We start from the raw sequence: 22,140 nt of genomic DNA, 5'->3' as shown, positions 1-22,140 counted from the left end.
GGTGACTCCGTTGATCCCCTGCGCCATTACTCGGCAGCGGCCATTGTGCGGTCGGCGGCGTGAGCGGCACGGACCGGGCGGGGCGCCGATTGGGGCGGGGTCGGCAGGACGGCGGTGATGACGAGCAGCAGGAAGAGCCACAGCCCGGCGGTGCCGATGATCCCGAGCAGGCCGTCCGGACCGGCCGGAAGCGCGTACTCGTAAAAGCCGGCACCGGTCTTCGGCACGGTCTGGCCACCGATGAAGACGGTCCAGCGGAACATCCAGGCGCTGTGGACGGCGATCAGGCCGGTCAGCAGCCCCGTCCCCACCGGCTTGACGACGGCGACGACGAAGGGCACCACGGTTGCCAGCACCGCCCAGACGGCGGTCACCCGCCATGCCTCGGAATTCGCCACGCTTTCCAAAGCTTCCGCATGCGTCCGGTCGATCCCGAACAGGCCGAGCGCCAGCCACAGCCCGCCGACCGCCATCACGGCGCCGAGGAACCCGGCGAGCAGCCGGTTCGCCCGGGCCTCCACCGCACGGTCGTTGCCGGCGGTGAAGCGATTCAGGATCAGCACCAGACCGGCGGCACCGACCAGCGCGGTCGTCAGGAACTGCACCGGCAGGAAGGGGGTGTGCCACAGCGGGCGCGCCTTGACCACCGCGACCTCGGCACCCGTGTAGAGGGCCACGAGGACGGCTCCGGCGAGAACGACGAGACCCGTATAGCGGATCAGCCGGTCATTGCGCCCGCCGCCCAGCGCGGCCAGCCGGTAAAGCGCGGCGAGACGGCTGTCCACCCGGCCATGCTCCTGCAATTCCTCGCGGAAGCAGGTCCAGCCATAGACCAGCAGCCCGGTCACGTAGAAGGGGATGATCAGCGATCCCCACCACATCCAGGAGGTCGGACGGAGCACGGCGTAGAAATGCCAGAAGCGGCCGGGCTGGTGCAGGTCCGACAGCAGCGCGACCGGTGCCGCCAGCCCGCAGGTCAGCGCCACCAGCAGGGCGACACGGCCGAGCTTGCGCCATTCGTCATTCGCGAAAGCGTAGCCGGGCAGGCTCAGCAGAACGCCGCCGACCGACAGGCCGATCAGGAAGAAATACTGCACGGCCCAGGGAAGCCACGCGACCTCGCGGGTCACGTTGATGATTTCGACGATGTTCGTGTCCATCACGCATGCTCCTTCTCGACGTGGGCCTCGGCATGCGGCTGGGCGCTCGGTCGCCACAGTGTCGGCGTGCCGTCCACCTTGCCTTGGAACTTCGGATCGAGACCGATGTAGAAGACCCGCGGCTGGGTGCCCTGCTCCGGCTTCAGCACCTTCGGGTCCTGCTCGCGGACCAGCCTCGACACGGTGCTGTCGGGATCGTTCAGGTCACCGAAGATGCGTGCGCCGCCGACGCAGGTCTCCACGCAGGCCGGCAGCAGCCCGGCGTCCACGCGGTGGACGCAGAAGGTGCATTTGTCGGCGGTCTGGGTCTCGTGGTTGATGAAGCGCGCGTCGTAGGGGCAGGCCTGGACGCAATAGGCGCAGCCCACGCACACCGTGTTGTCGACCACAACGATGCCGTCCTTGCGCTGGAAGGTGGCGCCGGTCGGGCAGACGGGGATGCAGGGCGCGTCCTCGCAGTGGTTGCACAGGCGCGGCAGCATGTAGGAGCCGGTCTTGCCCTGCTCCGTCACCTCGTAGGTCGAGACGATGGTGCGGACGCTGTTCTCCGGGACGTCGTTCTCCATGATGCAGGCGACGGTGCAGGCCTGGCAGCCGACGCACTTGCGCACGTCCACCACCATCGCCCAGCGGTGCGCCGCATCGCCGCCCTTGCGCGGCCCGGCAACCTCGCCCGAGACAGCTACATCCGAGACAGCGTTACCGGGGGCGGCCGCGAGCGTGGCCGCCCCCACCGTGGCGGCGCCGATGCCGCGACAGAAGTTGCGCCGTGACTGGTCCATGATCGACCCCTTCGCACCTGATCCTCGGCGCCTGCCATTCAGCAGGCGTTCTCGTGCAAAGGTACCGGCGGCACTGCGCAGCTCCCATTGGGAGCTTCCCCAGACTTTTTAGGGATATCCCCAGTGACATCATGCCGCGGCTTGCGGCGCCGATGCGGCCTCAATCCGTCTCGATCAGCAAGCGCGTCAGATCGGCGACGGATCCGACCTCCAGCTTCTCCATCACGTTGTGGCGGTGGACCTCGACCGTCTTCGGACTGAGGTTGATCTCGGCGGCGATCACCTTGTTCGGCTTGCCAGCCACCACCAGTTCGGCGACCTGCCGTTCCCGCGGTGTGAGACGTGCCAGGCGCGCCTGGACGTGGGCCTTGCGGGCCTGCAGCGCCGCGGCGCGCGTCGACTTCTCCAGCGCCTCATGCACCCGGTCGAGCAGCACCTGATCGTTGAAGGGCTTCTCGATGACGTCGACGGCGCCCGCGCGGAAGGCCCGTGCCGCCATGGGCACGTCGGCATGGCCGGAAATGACGATCACCGACAGCAGCGAGCCGCAGCGAGCGAGGGTGTCCTGCAGTTCCAGCCCGCTCATGCCGGGCATGCGCACGTCGGTCACCAGACAGCCCGGCCGGTCCGGACGGATGACGCCAAGGAACGCCTCGCCGGAGGCGAAGGTCTCCACAGGCACACCCAGCGCGCCGACCAGCCACGCCAGCGAGTGCCGCATCGCAGGATCGTCGTCCACGATGTAGACGGTGCGGTTCGCGTCAGCCATGGTGCTGGTGCTCCTCTCCGGACGGCGGGGCTCCGTTCGCGACCGGCAGAACGAAGCGCATGACGACACCGCCCCCGGGATTGTCGGTCGCCCGGAGATTGCCGCCATGGGTTTCCACAATGCTGCGGCAGATCGACAATCCCAAGCCCATTCCCCCTGCCTTGGTGGTGAAGAACGGGTCGAACAGCCGGCTGCGCGCCTCTTCCGACATGCCATGGCCGTGGTCGGCCACCGCAACCTCCACCCGCCCCTCCCCATCGCGCCCGCTGCGGACGGTCACCGTGCGGTCGGAGGGGCCGGTCGCCGGTTCCGTCGTTTCCGCCGCTTCCGTCGTGGCGTCGAGGGCGTTCTTCACCAAATTCAGCACCACCTGCTCGATCTGCACACGGTCGGCCGGCACGGGTGGAAGATCGTCGCCGAGGGACAGGATGATCGGAACGTTGCCGTTGCGCGCCTGACCCTCGCAGAGCGCTACCGCCGCGCGAATGGCATCGTTCACGTCGATGGGTTCCAGTTGGGAGGGCCGTTTGCGCACGAAGTTGCGGATGCGCGCGATGATTTGGCCGGCGCGGTCCGCCTGCTCCGCGATGGCCCGCGTGACCTCCAGCAGCTGGTCCGGGTTCCCCGTCCCCGCTTCGAGGCGGCGGGTGCATCCGCGGGCGTAGTTGGCGATGGCCCCAAGCGGCTGGTTGAGTTCGTGCGCCAGATTGCTGGCCATTTCGCCGAGGATGGACAGGCGGGCGACATGGTCCATCTCCTTCTGCCGCTCGCGCGCATCCTCCTGCGCACGGCGGCGCTCGGCCATCTCGTGCACGAGGTCGCGGTTGGCGGCGCGAAGTTCGGCGGTGCGGACCTTGATCAGGTGCTCGACCCGCAGCGAATGGATCGCCCACCACAGCAGGGCCAGCATGCCCACCGCCAGCCATTCCCAATGTTCGCGGGCGAGTTCCACCAGCGAGACCTCGCGCAGGTGGCGATAGGGCCCGATGCGCAGGGACCGGAACAGCGCGTGGACGGATTGGTAATCGAGCGGCACCGTCCAGCCCTCGTATCCCGCGGCCTTGGCCGCCGGGTGATCGGCCGGCATCTCGAACAGCGCGACGACGACCGCCTTCGCCAAATCCTCCGGCGTCGAGGCCAGCCGGGCCAGCGGCCAATCCGGGTAGAGATCGGTCGATACGGCGCAATCGAAGCCCGGCACCGTCTTCGGCGCCAGGACGCGGAAGCGTGCCGGGTCCAGGCGGCCTTCCGCCGCCAGTTCCTCCAGCAGGCAGGCCCGCAGCACGCCGGCGTCGGCCGTGCCGTCCCGGACCGCGAAGGCGACCCGGTCGACGGGAAAGCCGGAGAAGCGGAGTTCCTTCAGATCGCGATAGGGGTCGACTCCGGCCTTGAGCATCTCGCCCCAGGCGATCTGAAAGCCGCCGAAGGCGTCCGGGTCGCCGGCCAGGACGGTCCGTCCCTTGATGTCCGCCAGATCGCGGATGTCCGTGCGCTCCGCCCGGACGACGATCGTCGAGCCGATCGACGCGCCGGACGCCCCGGCACGGGATGAATGAAGCGTGGCGACGCGGGTGACACCATAGCGCGCCTCGAGTTCCACATAGTTGCCGGTGTTGGTCAGCACGAAGTCGAGGGATCGAGCGCGGACGGCGGCGTCCATGCCGGGCAGGTCCAGCGGCACCATTTCGGCACCGCGGTCGGGAAACCGCTCGGCCAGATAGCGGACGGTCGGTTCCCAGGCGGCGTTCGCATGGTCACCGCCCCGATAGGCCAGCACGCCGACGCGGACGGGCGGCTCGGCTGCGGCTGCATCAACCATTGCCAACCCGGCCCACAGGGCGACGAGCGCCCCGGCCAACGTCGAGCGGCTCGGTCGGGGCATGGTGCGCATCATTTCCTCGGGCCGGCATTGGGACGACAGACCGGGACGTCCGGCCGCGCGGTGTCCGGCGCGACGCCGCGCGATGGATCACCCCGCTGGGCGCCGCATACACTCTTCCGCCGTCGCTTTCAACCGGCCCGGGATCACATATGGCGCGTCCCCGTGCCGGTTCGGCCCATCACTCGACCACCGCGGAGATCAACCGCGAGCGGTACGCGCTCAAGGCCACGCGCGGCGATTCCCGGAGGCTCGATACGATTTCCCCGGACACGACCCCGCGCCAACGCGCCGAGGCAGCGTCGGATGCGGCCATGATGTGACCCGACGGGACCACTGCCGGCCGCCGATCCGCGCCCTGCGACAGGATGCCCTACCGTCGTCACATTGACGCGCCGGGTCCGGCAGGCGCGATAATGCGCTTATTAGCATAAGCGGGTGAAAGCATGGGCGTGGATGCGGTGACCTCCCTGATGTCCGTCCTCTCCGACCCGACCCGCCTCGGCGCCTTGCGCCTGTTGTGGGATGGGCAGGAACACTGCGTGTGCGAACTGATGGACCGCCTTGCCGCCACGCAGTCCCGGATGTCCCGCCACATGGCCGCCCTCAAGAGCGCCGGGCTCGTCGTCGACCGTCGCGACGCCCAATGGGTCCGGTACCGCCGCAACCCGGCGCTCAGCCCGCGGATCGTCGCCATCATCGACGCCGTGATCGCCGCGATGGCCGCAGGACGAAAGGAAGCGGCATGAGCACCGAAACCTCCCTGTTCCCGCAAGCGGGATCGCCACCGCCGAACCCCTGGCTTTGGAGCGCCGCCACGGCGGCTGCCGTTGCGCTCTGGTTCGTGCTCTACAGCCAGCTCGTGCCCGTCTCGAACTGGGTCGTGTCGCAAATGCCGCTGGAGCGCGGCAGCCGCCTGGAAGACGCCATCCGGTTCTTCGTCTACGACACGCCCAAGGTTCTGATGCTCCTGACGCTGGTGGTGTTCGCCATGGGCGTGGTGCGCAGCTTCTTCTCGCCGGAGCGCACGCGGGCCTTGCTGGCCGGACGGCGCGAGGGGGTTGGCAACGTCGCCGCGGCGGGCCTCGGCATCGTCACCCCCTTCTGTTCATGCTCCGCCGTTCCACTGTTCATCGGATTCGTTTCGGCCGGCGTGCCGCTGGGGGTCACCTTCTCGTTCCTGATCGCCGCGCCGATGGTCAACGAGGTGGCGCTCGGCCTTCTGTTCGCGCTGCTCGGCTGGAAGGTGGCCCTCACCTATCTCGGCTTCGGGCTCGCCGTCGCCATCCTGGCCGGCTGGGTCATCGGCCGCCTGCATCTGGAAGGTTGGCTGGAGGAGTGGGTGCGGGACATCCGCTCCGGCACCGTCGATCTGCCGGTCGCCAAGCTCTCCATCGTCGATCGCATCCAGGCGGGCATCGACGCGGTCAAGGACATCGTCGGCAAGGTGTGGCTCTGGATCGTCGCGGGAATCGCGGCCGGGGCCTTCATCCACGGCTATGTGCCCGCCGATCTGCTGTCCGGCATCATGGGGCGGGATGCGTGGTGGTCGGTTCCGGCCGCAGTCCTAATGGGCATTCCCATGTACTCGAACGCCGCCGGGATCATCCCGGTCGTCGAGGCGCTGATCGGCAAGGGCGCGGCGCTCGGCACAGTGCTCGCCTTCATGATGTCGGTGATCGCGCTGTCCCTGCCGGAGATGATCATCCTGCGCAAGGTCCTGTCGCTGCGCCTGATCGCCGTGTTCGTCGGCGTCGTCGGGCTCGGCATCCTCGCCGTCGGCTTCCTGTTCAATGCCCTGTTCGCCTGAGAGAAGGAACAAAACCATGAAGGACGTGAAGGTTCTCGGACCCGGCTGCAAACGCTGCCAGACAACCGAAGACATGGTGCGGGCGGAAGCCGAACGGCTGGGCGTGCCCGTCCATGTGGAGAAGGTGACCGACTATGCGGCCATCGCCGGGTACGGCATCGTCGCGACACCGGGCATCGTCATCGACGGGAAGGTGGTCCATGCGGGCGGCCTGCCGAAAGCGGAGGATGTCGCGAAATGGCTCAGCACATAACCGGCTTCGCCCTGGGAGCGAAGCTTCTGGTCTCGGTGGTTGCGTTGCTCCTTCCGGCGTCGGCGGGCGAAGCAACGGACCTGCACCGATTCTGGGAACAGACCTGCGGGGACTGCCATGCCCACGCCGGTCCTTTCGCCCAGCGGTTTCTGACGGTGAAGAACGGCAGGCTCCAGGGCGGCCATTACAAGGACGACCTGCTCGTCTTCCTGGGAAATCACCATCTGCCGCCGAATCTCGTTCAGCCGATGTACGAGATGCTGCTCGCCCAGGCCAGCACATCGCCCCGCTTCAAGGAACAGTGCGGTCGCTGCCACGAGTCCGCCGCCGACCTGGCGCGGGAATCGCTGGTGAGCCAAGACGGTGTGCTGCGGGGGCGGGAAAGCGGTCGTCCCATCGCCGATTTCCTGCCCCGTCACGCCAAACTCGGCCTGACGCCGGAAGACGTGGTCTTTTTCACCGACCTGCTGACGCGGGTGGAACGGGAGGTTCATGGGGCCGACTGAACGGCGTCCGGGACCGGAACGCCGCCAAGCCGGTGCAGGAATCAGTTCGGGCCTATGCTCCGCGGGGAGACGCATCAGCCGCCACGGCGAAGATATCGGCGTCAACCCCAGTGCCATCGGGATGCAACCGGTCACGTCCCGGATTGTCATAGACGACGATCAGCCTCCGCTCCGAATTGCCGGCGCCACCCGTCAGCCATGCGAGTCCTTCGGCATGGTCGAAGCCGGTACCGAAGGGCACGTCCAGCACGCGGGTCAGGCGGTCGCGCGGAATCACCGTGGGGGCATCCGCGTCCAAGCAGCCGGACCAGCGCCAGACATGGACCGGCCCGTCCAGATCCATGGTCGGCCCGGCGAGGATGAGGAGGTCGTCGCCGTCGAAGGTCAATTCGCGAATGCCCAGCCCGTCCAGATCGATGAAGCGCTTGCGATACTCCGGGGGCTTGCCGTCCGGCATTCGGAGTTTCAGCCGGTCGGAGCCGCTGCCGGCAATGCGCAGGTCCAGGATGCAGGCCCAGCCGCGCAGCACCGGTCCACGCAGGCCGAGGAACACGCGGTCTCCGCGCACCGCGATGCCTTCGATGTCCAGCCCGTTCTCCTTGGCCGGTATGTGAACGAAGCGCCCGATATGTTCGTCGCCCTTCAGCGCCTTCGCCAAGGCGTTGCGCTTGCGGCCCATCTTCACACAGGCAGCCTGGCGGCCTTCATGCCGGCGCACCGGATCGAACACGCCGTCGCCGATGGCGGCGAGCGGGATGCGGCCAAGCAGGCAGCGATTCGCCTCGCGCTTCACCTCGGTCAGCCGCTTCAGGCACTCGTCGCCGCTGTGCTCCTGCGGTTTGGGCTTGCGGCGGGCGAGGCTGTGCGAACCGACCACCCAAAGCCAGCCGTCATCGACCGCCAGCCCTTCGATATCCGCTTCACCTTCGGAACCGGCGGGCAAATCGAAGAAGTCGGTCAGGGCGAAGGATCGGTGGTCGGCGTAGTGCCCATCGGGACCGGCGATCAGCCGTTCGATCCGCGCGCCCTCGTCGGAGGCGACGAACAGGCAGCGCTCGATGGCCACCGCGACCGAGATGTTGCTGCGGACAGGCTTGTCCAGCGCGGGATCGACCGCGTCATGCGGATGGAAGGTGAGGCGCAGGCGGGCGTCCGGCGTGGCGGCTGTATGGATCATGGTGGTACAACGCGCAACGCGCCGAAATGGATCGCCGGGGCGCGACGGGCCACTCGGATTATCCATCCCTGTCGGATCAGCGGGCGCAGCATCCAACTCCTTCGGTGTCGCGCGTCAGGTCGAGCAGCGTTCCGACCACCGGCATATGGATGAAGCAGCCGCGCACCGGGGATTCCGTCGCCTCCTCCACCGGTTGGCAATAGAGCGACAATTGCGGCGCCCGCGCCAGATGGAGGTCGGCGAGCTGATGCGGCTCGCCACGATGGCACGCTTCGGCTGGGCCAATCGTGGGCCGGTATGGGTTCGACGGAGTTGCGTCTCCGGGCGGGGCGCTGTGGCGATGTGGATGTAGCACGGCGTCCTTTCGCCTTGGCCCCGGTTTTGGAGGGGCGGTCTCGGAAGGAAGCGGCGGGGTCATGCGGGATGGATCGGCAGACGTTGCGGGATTGGGTTCACCGCTACAACGCTCAAGGCGTGGCGGGGCTGCGGGATCGCAAGACACCGGGTGCCAAGCCCAAGCTGTCTGCGGAGCAGGAAGCGGAGGTGGCGTCCTGGGTCCGCTCCGGCCCGACTCTCGCCGAGGATGGCGTGCTGCGGTGGCGGGCTGCCGCGCCGCCCGGGGTTCCGTCGCCTGTCGGTGCGTCCCCAGCATCCTCAGCAGGATGCCGAAGCGCTTGAGGAGCACAAAGAACTTCGCTGCCCTGGTTGCCGGCATCCTCCCCGACACTGCCAAGGGTAAGCCGCTGGAACTCTGGTGGCAGGACGAAGCTCGGGTCGGCCAGCAAGGGACCCTGACCTGGGTGTGTGCCGCCAAGGGGCAGCCGGCGACGCAGACCCACGACTACACCCGGCATGGCACGACGACGCTGTTCGCGGCGCTCAACGTGCTGGACGGCACCGTGCTCGGCCAATGCGCAGCACGCTTCCGCGGCATCGTGGACCTGCAGGCCGCCATCCACCGCTTCATTGCCGAGCACAACAAGACGGCCAAGCGTTTCGTCTGGCCCGCCGATCCAGACCGCATCATCGCCAGCATCAGCAAGGCTAAACGAGCGTCAGGCGCGGACCACTAGCGTCTGGATCCGGTGCGGGTCATGCCTGCCTCCTTCGCCGCTTCGGTCCGGTTACCCCTCGAAGCTGGTTCCGAGCGGCAATGCGGAGAAACGGATGAGCCGGCTGTCGGCGACGCCTGCCTGACGGTGCGCCATCGACTCGCAATAGCGCGGGTCGCGGAGCATCTCCACGAACGCCGCCGGGCTGGGATATTCGGCGATAAAGGTGATGTCCCACGCGGTATCCGGCGGACCCACCATGGAGAGTTCGCCCCCCGCGCCACAGGATGGGCCCGCCAAGCTCGGGAAAAAGCCGGCGCGCTCAGCCGGCTGTACGCCTCGTAGGCCTGAAGGTCCGTGGCGTCGGGGCCGTCCTGGTAGGCGGCCCGCCCGAGCAGGCGGATGAGATTGAGCATGTGAACCGGCCCAGGCCGATCAGCGGCCCGGAGCGCTTCGGAGACTTGCTTCGTGAAGCTGGTATAGCCTTCCATCTTTCAGTTCCTGACCTTGGATGACCACGTACCGCCATAGGCCGGAACCCGCCGGGCGATCCAGGCGTCGAGCCCCTCGCGCAGGTCGGCGGTCGGCGCCATCCGGGCGAACTGCTCGGCCTCCACCAGCAATCCTTCGCCGATGGGCAGATTGACGCCCCGCGTGACGGCGGTGAGGATGGTGGCGACGGCGAGCGGCGAGTGGACGAGGATGCGCTCCAACAGCGCCCGTGCCGCCGGCAGCAGCTCCTCGTGAGGAACGACCGCGTTGACGAGTCCCAGTTCCAGCGCCCGGTCGGGTGGGAAGCTCTCGCCGGTGAGAAGCAGCTGCATGGCACGCTTTCGCCCGGCCAGCCGCGGCAAGCGCTGTGTGCCGCCGAAGGTGGGCGGCATGCCGAGACGGATCTCGGGCTTGGCGAAGACAGCGCGCTCGCTGGCGATGGCGAGCGGTGCAGCTTCCGTCACTTCGCAGCCGCCGCCATAGGCGAGACCGTTGACCGCCACCAGGATGGGTTTGCGAAAGGCTTCGATGCGGGCGGTGAGCCGCTGGCCGCGTGCTACGAAGTCCCGAAGTGCCGCTTCGGGACCCTGTGCCACGGAACGTGAGAATTCGGGGATGTCGCCGCCGGCGGAAAAGGAGCGCCCGGTTCCGGTGAGGATCACCCCACGCACATGGAAATCGTCCTCTATCCCGTCGAGAGCGGCGAGCAAGGCGTCGATGGTCTCGTAATTAAGGGCGTTTAGCTTTTCCGGACGGTTGAGCGTCAACGTCGCAATCGCTCCGCTGATTTCCTTAATGACACACTCGGTCATGATCGACTCCTCCTTGCTGGTGAGAAGGACAGGATCGCCGCCGAAGCTGCTTGAGTATACTCACTGTACGGTATACTTTCGATGCCATGCCACGTTATGCGGACACGCGCGGTCGGATTATCCAGGCCGCCTCAAAGCTCTTCTATGCGGAAGGTATCGGCCGCGTCAGCGTCGATGCAGTCGCCGAAAAAGCGGGGATCACCAAGCGCACGCTCTATTACCATTTCGAGAGCAAGGATGAACTCGTCGCCGCCTATCTCGACGCGCGCGACCAGCCCAACCTGACGCAGATGGCGCGCTGGTTCGCCGACGCCGAGGGCGGGACCGGGGAAAAGGTCGCGGCTATCTTCGTCAACCTTGCACGCAGCGCGCGCCATCCAAAGTGGAAGGGCTGCGGGTTCCTGCGGACCACAGCGGAACTCGCCGCCATGCCGGGTCATCCTGCGGTGAAGATCGGCGCACGCCACAAAAGCGCCTTCGCCTCATGGCTTGCGGAGGAACTGGAGCTTGGGGACTTCGAAGATCCTCACGTCCTTGCACGCCAGATCCTACTTCTGCTCGACGGTGCCTTCTCAGCATCGCTGGTGCACCGCGATGCCAGCTGGTTCGAGGACGCCGGATTCGCCGCCCGCGCTTTGGTGGAAGGCCATCCACGGAAACAAGCGGACCAGCAGGGCCAAGCCTGATTGGCGCCGGGGCTCTCCTTTACGCGACCGATTTCGAACCCGGGATGACCGACGATGCGTCGTTGTGATCTGCCCGTTGCCTGCTTCCGAGTTCGTCCAGAATATGCTGTTATTCGCCCGGTGGCAGCGCGCGTGCATCCTCGGCCATGTGCCGTAAGGCAGCGAGACCGGCCTCGGTAAACCGAGCCCGCAGCCAATGGCCACCGTCATCCCGCAACTCCAGCAGCCCACGGTCCAGCATCCCCTGAATGACCGTACCCGGCTTCGGCTGACCCTTGTTCGGCCCGGTGGCCCACCGCTTCACCAGGATGCCGCTCTCCAGCCGTGGCGCCTGCCCAAAGCGCACCATGAATCCGTTGCGGATCAGAGCCCGCTCCCGCGGCGTCAAGGTGGTGTCGCTCACCAACTCATCTCCCTCAGTCCTCTCCCCGAGATACGCGGAACCAATGCTCAGCATATTGCCGACACAGTTCAGCCTCCACGCCATCTCCGGTGCGTTCGGCATCGGCCGCGCGGGCGAGCCACTGAGACTGCTTCTGAAGCGCTGATCCGTTCACACGGGCGGGTGATGGTCGAACCCCTGTCGAAGCGGCAGTGGTTGGGCGGGCCTTGCTGAAATTCGGTCGCGGCACAGGTACGCGGGGCCTGGAGGGTGGCATTGGGCCTACCGACTTCCTTGAAAGAGTGGAGGGTCATCCTTCGACCCGGAAAGTCTACGCCGTGCATCGCCACGATGCCCGAGAATTCTCCGATGCTGCGGCGTCGCCGGCGCCTGCCGGCGTGCTGCCTGACATCGGGGACCCGGCCGACCGGTGGGGCGGGTAGCCAGTAGCCTGATCAGCACTGTCAGCGCCGGCGAGACGGCCAACCGCCCAATTCGTCACTTTGCGCTTCGGCCGGGGAATACAATGGCGACGAGCGGTATTGACCTTGTGCGGCATATAGCGGGCGATCAGAGGGGACGGGGGCATGGACCTACGACACCGAACGCATCCATGCAACACGGCGGCGCGCCGCGCCCCGCATTTCTGGAAAAAGTCGTTATCGGGTCTCGACGTGACCGAGCCTTCCTGCCTCACCATTGAGCGAGGCCTGCGCCTTTTCCCAGGCGTCGCTGCCCGGATGAAGTACCGACCACAGCCAGGCCCAGGTCATACGCTGCACGAAGGCAACCCGCTCCGGGTTCTCGTCGCTCGTTTCGGCCGCGTCATAGCCGGCAACGCCCCCATAGCCGTGCTCGGCGTCAGTTACCGCCAAGAGGCTTTTGGGAGCGGGACTCAGGCGATAGGCATCGCTGCGCCAGTCCTTGTGGGTTGAGAAGTTGGGGTTGAAGTCCTTGTCCCCCGCCACGACAAGAGCGGGTGCCTTCATCGCGTCAAAGGTATTCTTCGTCAGTGCCGGGTAGCGCTGCCCGATCGGCCCGTCCATCCGGGAGCCGAGGCCGGGGGCACCAATGAGGACGCCCGCCTTGATGCGGTCGTCCCGCAAGTCCAGCGTTTCTTCCCCATCGATGTCATGGAGTTGCATGCCGAGCAGCATGCCTGCGGTGAAAGCGCCCAACGAGTAGCCGGCGACGGCGACCTTCTCCCGATCGAGACGTCCGGCCAAGCCGGGTACTGCCTTCTGGATCAGGTCGAGCCGATCGAGGATGAGAGCCATATCCTGCGCCCGCGAGCGGTAGAACAGAGGTGCTTCGGGCGTCTCCGGACTCAACGTCGTGGAGTTGAGGTGCGTCGGCTGGACAACGACAAATCCATGCGAGGCCCAGAATTCCGCAAGCGGAAGCACGCCCCGATTGGATGACAGATAGTTGGATGCTCCGTGGCCATGCGACAGGAGAATAATAGGCAACTTGTCTCCCGTGATTGGGGCGGACACCCGCAGTTCGATATCGACATAACGCTGAGGTGCCGGGATCGTAATCGGCGTCACGGTCATGAATGGGGTTTGCGCGGCGACCGGAATGAGGGCGGCATCCTTGATAAGTTTATCAGCCATGATTGTTCCTTTGGATCTGGAGGCCGCGTCGCGATCGCGTTGGGGCCTGTTCAACATCGTGTTGTTCGGCTAAAGATAAGCGGAACGTGCTTCCACTTTATACGGACGATTGTTCCGTTTAGCAATGGTGTTCCGGATATGAGCGTCAAGAAAAGCGAACTGGAGGTCTCAGCGACGGCTGAACGTCCTATGCGCGCGGACGCACGGCGCAATCTGGCGCTCGTCGTGGAGACAGCGCGCGACGTGTTCGCGAGCGCCGGAGTGGATGCTCCAATGCGCGAGATCGCCGAGAAGGCGGGCGTGGGTGTCGGGACGATCTACCGGCATTTTCCGCAACGCTCCGACCTGATTGCCGCGGTATTCCGCCACGAGGTCGATGCCTGCGCTGACGCAGCGTCGGACCTTCTCCATCAGCATCAACCCGGAGAAGCGCTTGACCGCTGGATGCAGCGTTATGTCGATTTCCTTATCGCCAAACGCGGCCTGGCTTCAGCACTCTACTCCGGCGGACCGTCGTTCGAATCCTTGCCGGCCTATTTCGACAGTCGCTTCGAACCCGCGTTGCAATCGCTTCTGAATGCGGCCGCCGCTTCGGGCGAGGTGAGCGCCGATGCCCGGCCCCACGATCTGCTTCGAGCTGCCGCCAGCCTCTGCGCGCCATCTAATAAGGGCGATCCCACCATGGCGCGTTGGCTGGTGGCGCTCCTTATCGACGGTCTGCGCTACCGTGCGTCGACACGCACCACCTGACGCTCAAGTGACACCGAACGCGGTGTTGATGCATCGAGGTCAGCGTAGGCGCACTGATGCTGGCGATGTCCCTTGATCAGACGACGCGGACGGAGTTCGGGCGTGCTTGATCGCTCATCCGGTTCAGGATGGTGACACCGATGGCGGCTTCGGCCTGCTGGCCGGGCAGCGTGCGGGCCCGAAGCTGATCGCCGAGGATACGCTTGTAGCGCGCCATCGCGGCTTCCGCCTTTGCCCGCTTGCCGTAGTCGGTGTGCCTCTGCCAACCCAGGCGACCCTGCTCGGCGATGGTCTGGATGTGGCGGTCCCGCTGGGTAGGGGCGGTCTCGGCGGCGTCGCTCACAACCGCCGTGGCCCGTGGTGGGATCACCACCCTGGCGCCGGCATCCCGGGCGGCGATGGTCTGGCAAATCGGTTCGCCAACGTAGGCGCCATCGGCCATTACGGTGGCGATCACCCCGCTGGTCTGGTCGAGCAACGGCCCGACCTGGGAGGCATCGCCGTCGCTGGTGGTCGTCAGTGTGGCGGCGACGATCGTGTTGCTGGCGGCGTCCACCACCAGATGGAGTTTCCGCCAGGTGCGCGGCCCCCGTACGCCATGCTTGTCGTGGTGCCACTCGCCGGCCCCATAGACCTTCAGCCCAGTGCTGTCGATCACCAGGGTAACCGGGCCGCTCGGCAGGGCGGTGGCCAACATCGGTGTCAGACGCGCCGCGCGCCGGCTGATCGTGGTGTGATCGGGAACCGGCAGCTCGACACCCAAGAGGATCAGCAGAGAGCTGAGCAGCCCCTCGGTCTGGCGCAGCGGCTGGTGGAACACCAAGCGGACCATGAGGGCTGTTTCAATCGCCGTTTGTGAGTAGCGCGCCTGCCCACCCGGCGTCCGGCGCGGTGCTGCTCGCCAGGCGGCGAGCGCCTCGTCACTGACCCACAGCGTCAGGCTGCCGCGCCGCCGTAGCCCGGCCTCGTACGTCGCCCAGTTGGCTACCCGAAACTTCATCTTCGGGATGTGATGGCGCCAAGCGTCATTGTGTTTGTTCGGCATGCCGGCAACTGATCATCCAGGGGAGAGGGAGCGGAGACGGACTTCTACGGGACGGCTCGCCACCGGCAAACCCGCTCATCCCTGCCTCCGTGCACCAACACCGTCGCGCCCCTTCTTCCGCCGAACTCCCCGCTTCGCAACTCATTCAAAACGAGATCACTTGAAGTTAAGCAGCCTGCGATCCGTCGCATGTTGCAACATTTTACATCCTAGTATTAATATTCGTCTGAGTGCCAATGAATCTGTATTACCAAGTGAGTTCTCATTATTTCTGCTGTGCCGCCCAACGGAGACCGGCGCGGGGTGGGGTCGCCGCCAGCAGATCGCGGAACCACCGCTGTGCCGGATGGACATCATTGCGGCGGTGCCAGGACATAACGAAGGGAATTGACGGCAGTTCCAGCGGGGCTGGCATGATGCACAGCCGCTCCGCATGGCCCGACGCGGCAATCACGCCTTCCATCAATGTGGCGACCATATCCGATTGGGCCACAAGGACCGGAGCGGCGTACAGGTGCGGCAACGTCAACGCCAGCCGGCGCTTCAAGCCCCGCTTGGCCAATGCCGCATCGACCACCCCATAGTTGTCATTCTCCGGCGACACCAGAAGGTGCGAGTGCTCGAGAAAATTTTTGAGCCGGAGTGGCGGGCGCAGGGTCGGGTGCCCCTTGCGAACCACGCAGACGAAATGCTCCTCGAACAATGGTCGGCTGAGAATCCTGACGGCGGGCGTCGATGGCACGCCCACCGTCAGATCGACCTCACCTGCGTCCAGCATGCCGATGGCGTCGTCCCGCGCGACGAAACTGCGGATGCGCAATGTGATGCCGGGAGCCTGTTCGCGCAACACCTCAAGCAACGTCGGCAGCAGGGCGAAGGTTGGGTGTTCCGAAAGGCCAAGGCTAAAGCTGGCTGACGTGGTCGACGGTTCGAAGGTCTGTGTGAACTCCAGCGCCCGTTGGATTTCGGCAAGGGCATGGGTGATCGGATCCGCCAAGTCGAGCGCGAGGGGCGTCGGCTGCAGCCCGTTCGGTCCGCGAACGAACAGTTCATCTTTCAGCAACCCGCGCAAGCGCGCCAGGGCGGCGCTCATCGCTGGTTGGGTGCGGCCGATGCGGGTCCCGGCCCGTGTTACGCTACGTTCGGCCATTAGGGCGTCGAACGCGACGAGCAGATTCAGGTCGATGCCATGCAAATCCATAACATGGATGATGTCACATATCTAAGATCGATTTCAAACATGACTTGCCGTCGGGTAACGTCCCCTCATCGCACCACAGAGAGGAGAAGTTGCAATGACACCGACGACCGACATGCTGGCCGAAACCGGCCTCACTCCGACGGAACGGCGCGCAATCGAGACGCTCTACCGCGCCTTCAGCGAAGGCAACCCGGACCTTCTTGACGAGGCCGTGACAGTGGATTGGCAGGATATCCCACTCAATCCTGGCCAGCAGCCGGGGCGCGATGGGATGAAGCCGCTGATCCGCTCATTCCGCGCCGCGTTCCCGGATACGTCCATCGAGATCCGGGAGATCATCGGCGCACCCGGCCGGGCCGCCGTGCGCGCCGTGATCGCCGGAACGCACAGCGGCGACTGGTTCGGCATCGCTCCGACCGGCAAGTCCTTTCGGATAGCGATCCACGAATTCCACCGGATCTCCAACGGCAAGCTGACCCATACCTGGCACCTCGAAGACTGGTTCGGCTGGATGAACCAGATCGGAGCCCGTCCTGTACTGACGCAAGAGAATACTTGATGAAAGCCGCCCGACTGTCCGCTCCTGGCGCTTTGCGGTCGCGAGCGATGCTCAACTTTGGGTCAGGAACAGACGGAGCTGGCATTGCGATGAGAGCCACACCGCATGCGGAGCCTCCCGCTGGCTGCTGCTATGTGGCTGCGTGCTCTTCAATGCAATCGACGCGTTCCGGATAAAACGCCAAATGTTCGCGGATGGCGGCCACGGCGGGATAGGGAGTCTCGTAGGTCCAGACAGCGTTGATCGCGATGCGATCACCCACGCGCAGGTTGTGGTAAGTGGCATCGCCCTTGTAAGGGCAATGCGTCGTGTGCGCCGTACGCTCGAAGGCCGTCATGTCGGCATCCGCCCGGGGAATATATTGGAACACGGGCAACTTCGCCTCCGTCAGCGTCAGGGCGCGTGCCGTGTCGGCGACGACCCGGCCGGCGAAGACGACACAGGTCCGATTCGCGTTGGGGATGATCGTGATGGGATGCTCGGGGCTGGGAATTTTCACAGCGATACTCCTTGCTCACCGGTAGTCGCGCCGGTCATGGCGCGGCCGTCATGCCTTAGCATTACAGTTGCGATGGGACGTCCTCCCGCCTGTTGAACAGGTTTTGAGAGGTCGCCATGTCCGGTGTCGCGATCGAGGACCTGCTGGGGCTGTGGTCAGAGGAACTGCGTGGAGCCAAGGCCCGGCTTCGGCCGCTGTTCTTGCAGTCTGGCACGGCAGCATCAGCAGGCGCGTTCCTGGACGGGCTGCTTGGGCGGGAGCGACGCAAGACCGGGTGGATGCGCGCCGAAGCCGCAGGTGATACGGGCCCCTGGCGTCAGCAGGCGGTGCTCGGCCGGACCACTTGGGATGCCGACACGTTGCGCGACGTCATCCGCGACTATGCGCTCGATGCTCTGGCCGAGCCCGACGCCACGCTGGTGATCGACGAGACCGGTTTTCTCAAACAGGGCAAGGCCTCCTGCGGCGTCGGGCGCCAGTACACCGGCTCGGCCGGCAAGATCACCAACTGCCAGATCGGCGTCTTCGCCGCCTACGCTTCATCCAAGGGCCGTGCCTTCATCGACCGCCGGCTCTACCTGCCCAAGGACTGGACGGGCAACCCAGACCGCCCCGCCAAGGCCCACGTGCCCGAGGACGTGCGCTTCGCCACGGATCCGGCCATAGCCGCCGCGATGGTGCGCCGGGCGATTGACGCGGGGGTGCCTTTCGCTTGGCACCGGCACGTTTCGCTGGTCATGCTTGCCTTCGCCTTGCTGGCCGTGGTTCGCTATAAGGCGGACACTCTCGCCACTCCCCCAAAAACCGTTCGGGAAAAGCCTCGCTCATGGTTCGCTGGTCGATGCAGGAGATCCGTCGTGTTGCCGATCGCCTGACCCGACGGTCGATCGAGCCCGCAACCGTCATCGCATGGTCGGCGTGGAGGCGATGCCATCAAGCGCTCGCCTGCCAAGCCCACCGTAAAAAAGGCAACTGTAATGCTAGGAGTGATCGCCGAGGCGCTCGATGCCGCGCATCTCCTGATCGGCACCGCCCGGCCAGACGCGCCGCGGCCATGGCACCCGCTGCTGACCCAATGCGACCGGTGTACGCGAATGAGCCGCCACTTGGCGGATGCCGCGGAACTGCTCGAATGGGCCATGACCGTGGCCCGCAGCGTCGATCTGACGATGACGATTGATGTTCAGCAGTCGATCCGCCGTAACGAGGAGGGCCGAGCCGTCACGGTATCGACGGCCACGCTCAGCCTGCGCGCATGAAAAAGGGTGAGCAAACCGATGGACCACCCAACCATGCAACATCCCGATCCTGCAGGCTGCCAGGACACGACGGTCGGACGCCTCGCCCACCGATGGCTGGTCGACAACGGCCCGCCGGACACCGGTAAGAGTGAACAGGAAACCGCCGATCGTGCCGATCGCCTTAAACTACCGGCCATCACATTGGCTGATGTCGACGCCAAGCTCCTTCCTGCGACGGCGGCGACAATTTCTCGCCCCCGCCGCGAATTTGACCCTGCTTCCACCTCGCTGGCCGCGCCGGGGGCGTAGAGTCAAATAGGGAGGCGCCAGAATGGTCCGCTGTTACACCGCCGCGGATCGGGAAACGGCTTTCCGCGTCGTCCAGACCGTGGTCCCGCAGGGTTTCGTCGTTGCGATCAGCCCGCATGTCGAGGGTGGCCGCTTGTGGGTTCGGATCGATGACACGCCCTTTCGCTGCATTCTGCCATGGAGGATCATCCGCTTGGGTAAGGTCGTCGTCACTTACAGCACCACCGCCCCCGATCCTCTGACCTATCCGCCCCGTGTCGCTGCTGTATTCCAGGACATTCGCACAGCACTCGCGGCCGCCGGGTTCGGGGAGGTGGACATCAGCCTGTCGCAGCTGGCCGCTGAGCGGCAGGCCAGGCGGATCCTTGACCTGACCCATAGTGGTCACGGACGCATGCAATTGGCCGGACTGCTTGCCGCCGCTGGACTGAACGACGAAGCAGTCGCCGGCCAGTTGGACTGGCTCGACCGGACCTCATGAACGGCTCCGTCCCGCACCGGACAGTCCGGCTGGGCCAGCATCATGATGCTGTTGCCGCACGATCCTGGCTGGTGAGGGGGAACGAACACGCCAACGACCGGCCTTTCAGCGGCGTCAACATCTTTATTACCTTTGGACGTTCCTCCGAGGCGAACGCGGAGACCATAAGGAGGGCGGGTGCGGCACGCTGTCCTGCAGCCGGATCGAATTGGTTTCCGATCCGCCATCGCAGGAGCGTTCCATGCCCGTGTCTCTCCGCAGGACCGCCCCACCCGCTCCCGCCTCCGCCGAGCCGTCGGAAACGGACCACCGCCTTCAGCGCGTGGAGGAAACCCTGCTGGACCTGGTGCGTCTTATCGCCCGAACCGAAGCCCGTCGCTTCCTGCACTCCTCCCGCGGCGTCACCGATTTCCGCGTATTGGTGCTGATCGCCCTGATCAGCCTGACGATCATGATCGGCGTCCTCGCTGCGACACCCTCCTGACCTCCCTCGCCCCTGAAAGGACACGCCCTCATGAGACGCAAGCCGGACTCCGGCCAGTCCAATGGCACCGTCGGTGACCGGGTGGTCAAGGTCTATGCGGACGACGGAACGTTGGTCGACCGGCATTGGGAGATCGTCGAGGAACAGGCGGCGGTGGTCCGCGACCTCAACACCCGCAGTGTTCCTGGCCCCCGGGGGGGGCATCTGGCGAGACACCACCATCCGCGGGCATCACCAGCGCGCCAGCGGCATCCTGCGCAACGCGCTCTACGCTGGCGTGTTGGTGTTCAATCGCCCGAGCTTCAGCCGCAACCCGGCCGACGACGCCAAGCGCGTTGCCAGCCTCAATGACGAGTCCGATTGGGTGCGCGTGCCCTGGCCGGAACTGGCCATCCTCCCGCAGGCTCTGTGGGACCAGGTCCAGCAGCGACTACAGGACATCCGAAACGGCGCAGCATCCAGCGCGATCCGCGATGTGCGCCCGTGGGAGCACCGCCGCCAGCATCTACTCACCGGCCTCGCGGTCTGCGCCGGCTGCGGCACGTCGCTCAGCAACGCCGGCCGTGATTATCTCGCCTGCACCACCGCCAAGCTCTCGCCCAACTCCTGCGCCAATCAGGGCAGCGTCCGACGGAGTGTGCTGGAGGACACGGTGCTGAACGCCCTGCGCGATCGGCTGATGCAGGAGGACATGGTGGCGGCCTTCATCGCCGCCTTTCGCGAGGCGGTTCGCACGGATGGGCAGGAACAGACCGCTGAACAGCGGCGGATGGAAGCCGAATTGAGGAAGGTGCGCCAGGACCTCGATGGGCTCGACGCCACGGCGCGGCAGGGTCGGCTGACTGACCGCCTGCACCGGGTGATGGTCGAACTGGAGGCGAAGGCCGAATCAATGGAAGAGGCGCTGGCCTCCCCTCCCCCGCCGCCGGTGGTCCTGCCCGACGATCTGGCATCCCTCTACCGGGAGCGGATCGCCGATCTGGCGGCAACGCTGGAGAACCCGGACCACCGGATCGAAGCGCGCGACCGACTGCGCCCGCTGATCGAGCGTGTGGCGGTGCGCTTCGGCACTGCCGATGCCCGAGGTGTCGAGATTGACCTGGAGGGCGATCTGGTGGCGCTGCTCAGCCTTGGGCTGGGCGCAAACGCACAGAAAGCCGGCGCTGCGGGAGCGGCCGGCCTTCGCGAACAGGTGCGTTCGGTAATGGTGGTTGCGGGGGCAGGATTTGAACCTGCGGCCTTCAGGTTATGAGCCTGACGAGCTACCGGGCTGCTCCACCCCGCGGATGTCTCGGTATGGGGCGATGGATTTCGTGAGGATGCCAGCGTGTTTGCTTTGGTTTGGCGTCTCTTGAGCCTGAGTGACCTGGCGGCGACCTACTCTCCCACGTCTTAAGACGCAGTACCATTGGCGCGGAGGCTTTTCACGGCCGAGTTCGGGATGGGATCGGGTGTTTGACACCTCGCCATGACCACCAGGTCACCAAGGCTCAAGACCGACGCTTCCGAAGCGTATCGCTGTTCAGTGCAAGTGAGGGTGAGGATGCATCGAACGGCTGTGCGCTGGTCAAGGCTGCTGTTTCGAGCAGGCTTGCTGCTGCGCATGGCGCGGTAATGTGGTGTCGAGATCAAGCCGATCGAGCGATTAGTAAGGCTTAGCTTCAGGCGTTGCCGCCCGTCCACATGCCTCCTATCGACGTGATGGTCTGTCACGGCTCTCAAGGGAGCTCTGGTTTAGAGGTGGGTTTCCCGCTTAGATGCTTTCAGCGGTTATCCCGTCCATACTTAGCTACCCGGCTATGCCACTGGCGTGACAACCGGTGCACCAGAGGTATGTCCATCCCGGTCCTCTCGTACTAGGGACAGATCCTCGCAAAACTCCGACACCCACGGCAGATAGGGACCGAACTGTCTCACGACGTTCTAAACCCAGCTCACGTACCACTTTAATCGGCGAACAGCCGAACCCTTGGGACCTGCTCCAGCCCCAGGATGTGATGAGCCGACATCGAGGTGCCAAACGACTCCGTCGATATGGACTCTTGGGAGTCATCAGCCTGTTATCCCCGGCGTACCTTTTATCCGTTGAGCGATGGCCCGTCCACGTGGAGCCACCGGATCACTATGGCCGACTTTCGTCTCTGCTCGACTTGTCAGTCTTGCAGTCAGGCGGGCTTATGCCATTGCACTCGACG

General features: G+C 65.7%; 25 protein-coding genes, 1 tRNA gene, 2 rRNA genes and 3 pseudogenes (1 of these 31 running past the window's edge). 14 read left to right on the top strand and 17 right to left on the bottom strand.

Annotation, left to right across the window (positions count from 1 at the left end; all coding sequences use genetic code 11):
• Positions 1 to 26: 26 nt before the first annotated feature.
• From nrfD to ACWPKK_RS18065, 4 genes are all read right to left on the bottom strand, one after another.
• On the bottom strand, positions 27 to 1,160 hold the full coding sequence (nrfD, locus tag ACWPKK_RS18080; protein ID WP_452006912.1) for an NrfD/PsrC family molybdoenzyme membrane anchor subunit: 1,134 nt from the start codon (positions 1,158 to 1,160) through the stop codon (positions 27 to 29).
• Positions 1,160 to 1,942 carry a sulfate reduction electron transfer complex DsrMKJOP subunit DsrO gene (gene dsrO / locus ACWPKK_RS18075; RefSeq protein ID WP_452006910.1) on the bottom strand — a complete coding sequence of 261 codons (783 nt, stop codon included), beginning with the start codon at positions 1,940 to 1,942 and terminating at the stop codon, positions 1,160 to 1,162. The genes nrfD and dsrO overlap by 1 nt, the downstream gene beginning before the upstream one ends.
• Positions 1,943 to 2,102: 160 nt before the next feature.
• Entirely contained in the window at positions 2,103 to 2,711 is a 609-nt protein-coding gene (locus ACWPKK_RS18070; protein ID WP_324871200.1) for a response regulator transcription factor, read from the bottom strand.
• Positions 2,704 to 4,593, bottom strand: coding sequence for a sensor histidine kinase (locus ACWPKK_RS18065; protein WP_452006907.1), 1,890 nt, complete (start codon positions 4,591 to 4,593; stop codon positions 2,704 to 2,706). Before ACWPKK_RS18065 ends, ACWPKK_RS18070 begins: the two co-directional genes overlap by 8 nt.
• Before the next feature lie 470 nt (positions 4,594 to 5,063).
• Between ACWPKK_RS18065 and ACWPKK_RS18060 the strand changes: the two genes are divergently transcribed.
• Genes ACWPKK_RS18060 through ACWPKK_RS18045 form a run of 4 tightly spaced genes read left to right on the top strand, consistent with a single transcriptional unit; the run spans position 5,064 to position 7,159 of the window.
• Complete coding sequence (locus ACWPKK_RS18060) at positions 5,064 to 5,339, top strand: ArsR/SmtB family transcription factor (protein ID WP_452006905.1); 276 nt, start codon at positions 5,064 to 5,066, stop codon at positions 5,337 to 5,339.
• Positions 5,336 to 6,400, top strand: coding sequence for a permease (locus ACWPKK_RS18055; RefSeq protein ID WP_452006903.1), 1,065 nt, complete (start codon positions 5,336 to 5,338; stop codon positions 6,398 to 6,400). The genes ACWPKK_RS18060 and ACWPKK_RS18055 overlap by 4 nt, the downstream gene beginning before the upstream one ends.
• A 16-nt stretch (positions 6,401 to 6,416) precedes the next feature.
• The gene (locus tag ACWPKK_RS18050; RefSeq protein WP_452006901.1) at positions 6,417 to 6,653 is read left to right on the top strand and encodes a thioredoxin family protein; all 237 of its coding nucleotides are present in this window, start codon (positions 6,417 to 6,419) and stop codon (positions 6,651 to 6,653) included.
• Positions 6,638 to 7,159: a hypothetical protein gene (locus ACWPKK_RS18045; protein WP_452006899.1), complete on the top strand. Its 522-nt coding sequence runs from the start codon at positions 6,638 to 6,640 to the stop codon at positions 7,157 to 7,159. Before ACWPKK_RS18050 ends, ACWPKK_RS18045 begins: the two co-directional genes overlap by 16 nt.
• A 52-nt stretch (positions 7,160 to 7,211) precedes the next feature.
• Here the strand turns inward: ACWPKK_RS18045 and ACWPKK_RS18040 are convergent, their stop codons facing one another.
• Entirely contained in the window at positions 7,212 to 8,336 is a 1,125-nt protein-coding gene (locus ACWPKK_RS18040) for a DUF3616 domain-containing protein (RefSeq protein ID WP_452006896.1), read from the bottom strand.
• A gap of 76 nt (positions 8,337 to 8,412) precedes the next feature.
• Positions 8,413 to 8,547 carry a hypothetical protein gene (locus ACWPKK_RS18035; protein WP_452006893.1) on the bottom strand — a complete coding sequence of 45 codons (135 nt, stop codon included), beginning with the start codon at positions 8,545 to 8,547 and terminating at the stop codon, positions 8,413 to 8,415.
• An 86-nt stretch (positions 8,548 to 8,633) separates the two neighbouring features.
• On the opposite strand from ACWPKK_RS18035, the pseudogene ACWPKK_RS18030 reads away from it, so the two are divergent.
• A pseudogene (locus ACWPKK_RS18030) lies at positions 8,634 to 9,409 on the top strand (IS630 family transposase).
• 51 nt (positions 9,410 to 9,460) lie between these two features.
• Here the strand turns inward: ACWPKK_RS18030 and ACWPKK_RS18025 are convergent.
• Positions 9,461 to 9,879: pseudogene (locus ACWPKK_RS18025) on the bottom strand (DUF1330 domain-containing protein).
• A gap of 3 nt (positions 9,880 to 9,882) precedes the next feature.
• Positions 9,883 to 10,692, bottom strand: a complete 810-nt coding sequence (locus ACWPKK_RS18020; RefSeq protein ID WP_452006890.1) for a crotonase/enoyl-CoA hydratase family protein — start codon at positions 10,690 to 10,692, stop codon at positions 9,883 to 9,885.
• 86 nt (positions 10,693 to 10,778) lie between these two features.
• Here ACWPKK_RS18020 and ACWPKK_RS18015 point away from each other — a divergent pair, with 86 nt between their 5' ends.
• Positions 10,779 to 11,378: a TetR/AcrR family transcriptional regulator gene (locus ACWPKK_RS18015; RefSeq protein ID WP_452006887.1), complete on the top strand. Its 600-nt coding sequence runs from the start codon at positions 10,779 to 10,781 to the stop codon at positions 11,376 to 11,378.
• A gap of 109 nt (positions 11,379 to 11,487) precedes the next feature.
• On the opposite strand, the gene ACWPKK_RS18010 is transcribed toward ACWPKK_RS18015, so the two are convergent.
• From ACWPKK_RS18010 to ACWPKK_RS18000, 3 genes are all read right to left on the bottom strand, one after another.
• Positions 11,488 to 11,781 (bottom strand): hypothetical protein, encoded by a 294-nt coding sequence (locus ACWPKK_RS18010; protein ID WP_452006885.1) that lies wholly within the window; start codon positions 11,779 to 11,781, stop codon positions 11,488 to 11,490.
• A 13-nt stretch (positions 11,782 to 11,794) separates the two neighbouring features.
• Complete coding sequence (locus tag ACWPKK_RS18005; RefSeq protein WP_452006883.1) at positions 11,795 to 12,037, bottom strand: DUF4167 domain-containing protein; 243 nt, start codon at positions 12,035 to 12,037, stop codon at positions 11,795 to 11,797.
• Positions 12,038 to 12,419: 382 nt separating this feature from the next.
• Positions 12,420 to 13,376 carry an alpha/beta hydrolase family protein gene (locus ACWPKK_RS18000; RefSeq protein WP_452006880.1) on the bottom strand — a complete coding sequence of 319 codons (957 nt, stop codon included), beginning with the start codon at positions 13,374 to 13,376 and terminating at the stop codon, positions 12,420 to 12,422.
• Between the two features lie 138 nt (positions 13,377 to 13,514).
• On the opposite strand from ACWPKK_RS18000, the gene ACWPKK_RS17995 reads away from it, so the two are divergent.
• Positions 13,515 to 14,126: a TetR/AcrR family transcriptional regulator gene (locus tag ACWPKK_RS17995; protein WP_452006878.1), complete on the top strand. Its 612-nt coding sequence runs from the start codon at positions 13,515 to 13,517 to the stop codon at positions 14,124 to 14,126.
• Positions 14,127 to 14,202: 76 nt separating this feature from the next.
• Here the strand turns inward: ACWPKK_RS17995 and ACWPKK_RS17990 are convergent, their stop codons facing one another.
• Together ACWPKK_RS17990 and ACWPKK_RS17985 are read right to left on the bottom strand one after the other, a co-directional pair.
• Positions 14,203 to 15,171, bottom strand: coding sequence for an IS5 family transposase (locus ACWPKK_RS17990; RefSeq protein WP_452006875.1), 969 nt, complete (start codon positions 15,169 to 15,171; stop codon positions 14,203 to 14,205).
• A gap of 265 nt (positions 15,172 to 15,436) precedes the next feature.
• Entirely contained in the window at positions 15,437 to 16,372 is a 936-nt protein-coding gene (locus ACWPKK_RS17985; RefSeq protein WP_452006872.1) for a LysR family transcriptional regulator, read from the bottom strand.
• A gap of 94 nt (positions 16,373 to 16,466) precedes the next feature.
• Between ACWPKK_RS17985 and ACWPKK_RS17980 the strand changes: the two genes are divergently transcribed.
• Positions 16,467 to 16,931, top strand: a complete 465-nt coding sequence (locus ACWPKK_RS17980) for an ester cyclase (RefSeq protein ID WP_452006870.1) — start codon at positions 16,467 to 16,469, stop codon at positions 16,929 to 16,931.
• A gap of 130 nt (positions 16,932 to 17,061) precedes the next feature.
• Here the strand turns inward: ACWPKK_RS17980 and ACWPKK_RS17975 are convergent, their stop codons facing one another.
• The gene (locus ACWPKK_RS17975) at positions 17,062 to 17,430 is read right to left on the bottom strand and encodes a DUF427 domain-containing protein (RefSeq protein ID WP_452006867.1); all 369 of its coding nucleotides are present in this window, start codon (positions 17,428 to 17,430) and stop codon (positions 17,062 to 17,064) included.
• A gap of 116 nt (positions 17,431 to 17,546) precedes the next feature.
• Between ACWPKK_RS17975 and ACWPKK_RS17970 the strand changes: the two are divergent.
• From ACWPKK_RS17970 to ACWPKK_RS17945, 6 genes and pseudogenes are all read left to right on the top strand, one after another.
• A pseudogene (locus tag ACWPKK_RS17970) lies at positions 17,547 to 18,146 on the top strand (IS701 family transposase); the annotation flags it as partial.
• Positions 18,147 to 18,416: 270 nt separating this feature from the next.
• Positions 18,417 to 18,689, top strand: coding sequence for a hypothetical protein (locus ACWPKK_RS17965; RefSeq protein WP_452006864.1), 273 nt, complete (start codon positions 18,417 to 18,419; stop codon positions 18,687 to 18,689).
• A 33-nt stretch (positions 18,690 to 18,722) separates the two neighbouring features.
• Positions 18,723 to 18,980 carry a hypothetical protein gene (locus ACWPKK_RS17960; protein WP_452006861.1) on the top strand — a complete coding sequence of 86 codons (258 nt, stop codon included), beginning with the start codon at positions 18,723 to 18,725 and terminating at the stop codon, positions 18,978 to 18,980.
• A gap of 22 nt (positions 18,981 to 19,002) precedes the next feature.
• Positions 19,003 to 19,461: a hypothetical protein gene (locus ACWPKK_RS17955; protein ID WP_452006858.1), complete on the top strand. Its 459-nt coding sequence runs from the start codon at positions 19,003 to 19,005 to the stop codon at positions 19,459 to 19,461.
• A 241-nt stretch (positions 19,462 to 19,702) separates the two neighbouring features.
• On the top strand, positions 19,703 to 19,945 hold the full coding sequence (locus tag ACWPKK_RS17950) for a hypothetical protein (RefSeq protein ID WP_452006855.1): 243 nt from the start codon (positions 19,703 to 19,705) through the stop codon (positions 19,943 to 19,945).
• A gap of 61 nt (positions 19,946 to 20,006) precedes the next feature.
• The gene (locus ACWPKK_RS17945) at positions 20,007 to 21,197 is read left to right on the top strand and encodes a recombinase zinc beta ribbon domain-containing protein (protein ID WP_452008171.1); all 1,191 of its coding nucleotides are present in this window, start codon (positions 20,007 to 20,009) and stop codon (positions 21,195 to 21,197) included.
• Here ACWPKK_RS17945 and ACWPKK_RS17940 read toward each other — a convergent pair.
• The 3 genes from ACWPKK_RS17940 to ACWPKK_RS17930 form a co-directional block, all read right to left on the bottom strand.
• Positions 21,154 to 21,230, bottom strand: a tRNA-Met gene (locus ACWPKK_RS17940). The two genes, ACWPKK_RS17945 and ACWPKK_RS17940, sit on opposite strands and share 44 nt — an antisense overlap.
• A 79-nt stretch (positions 21,231 to 21,309) precedes the next feature.
• A 5S ribosomal RNA gene (gene rrf, locus ACWPKK_RS17935) occupies positions 21,310 to 21,425 on the bottom strand.
• Positions 21,426 to 21,569: 144 nt separating this feature from the next.
• Positions 21,570 to 22,140: ribosomal RNA gene (locus tag ACWPKK_RS17930) — 23S ribosomal RNA — on the bottom strand; it runs 2,176 nt beyond the window's last position.

This window comes from Azospirillum largimobile (assembly GCF_977007025.2).
Note: the sequence above shows the minus strand (reverse complement) of the source record. Positions and strands in the feature narration are given on the sequence as shown.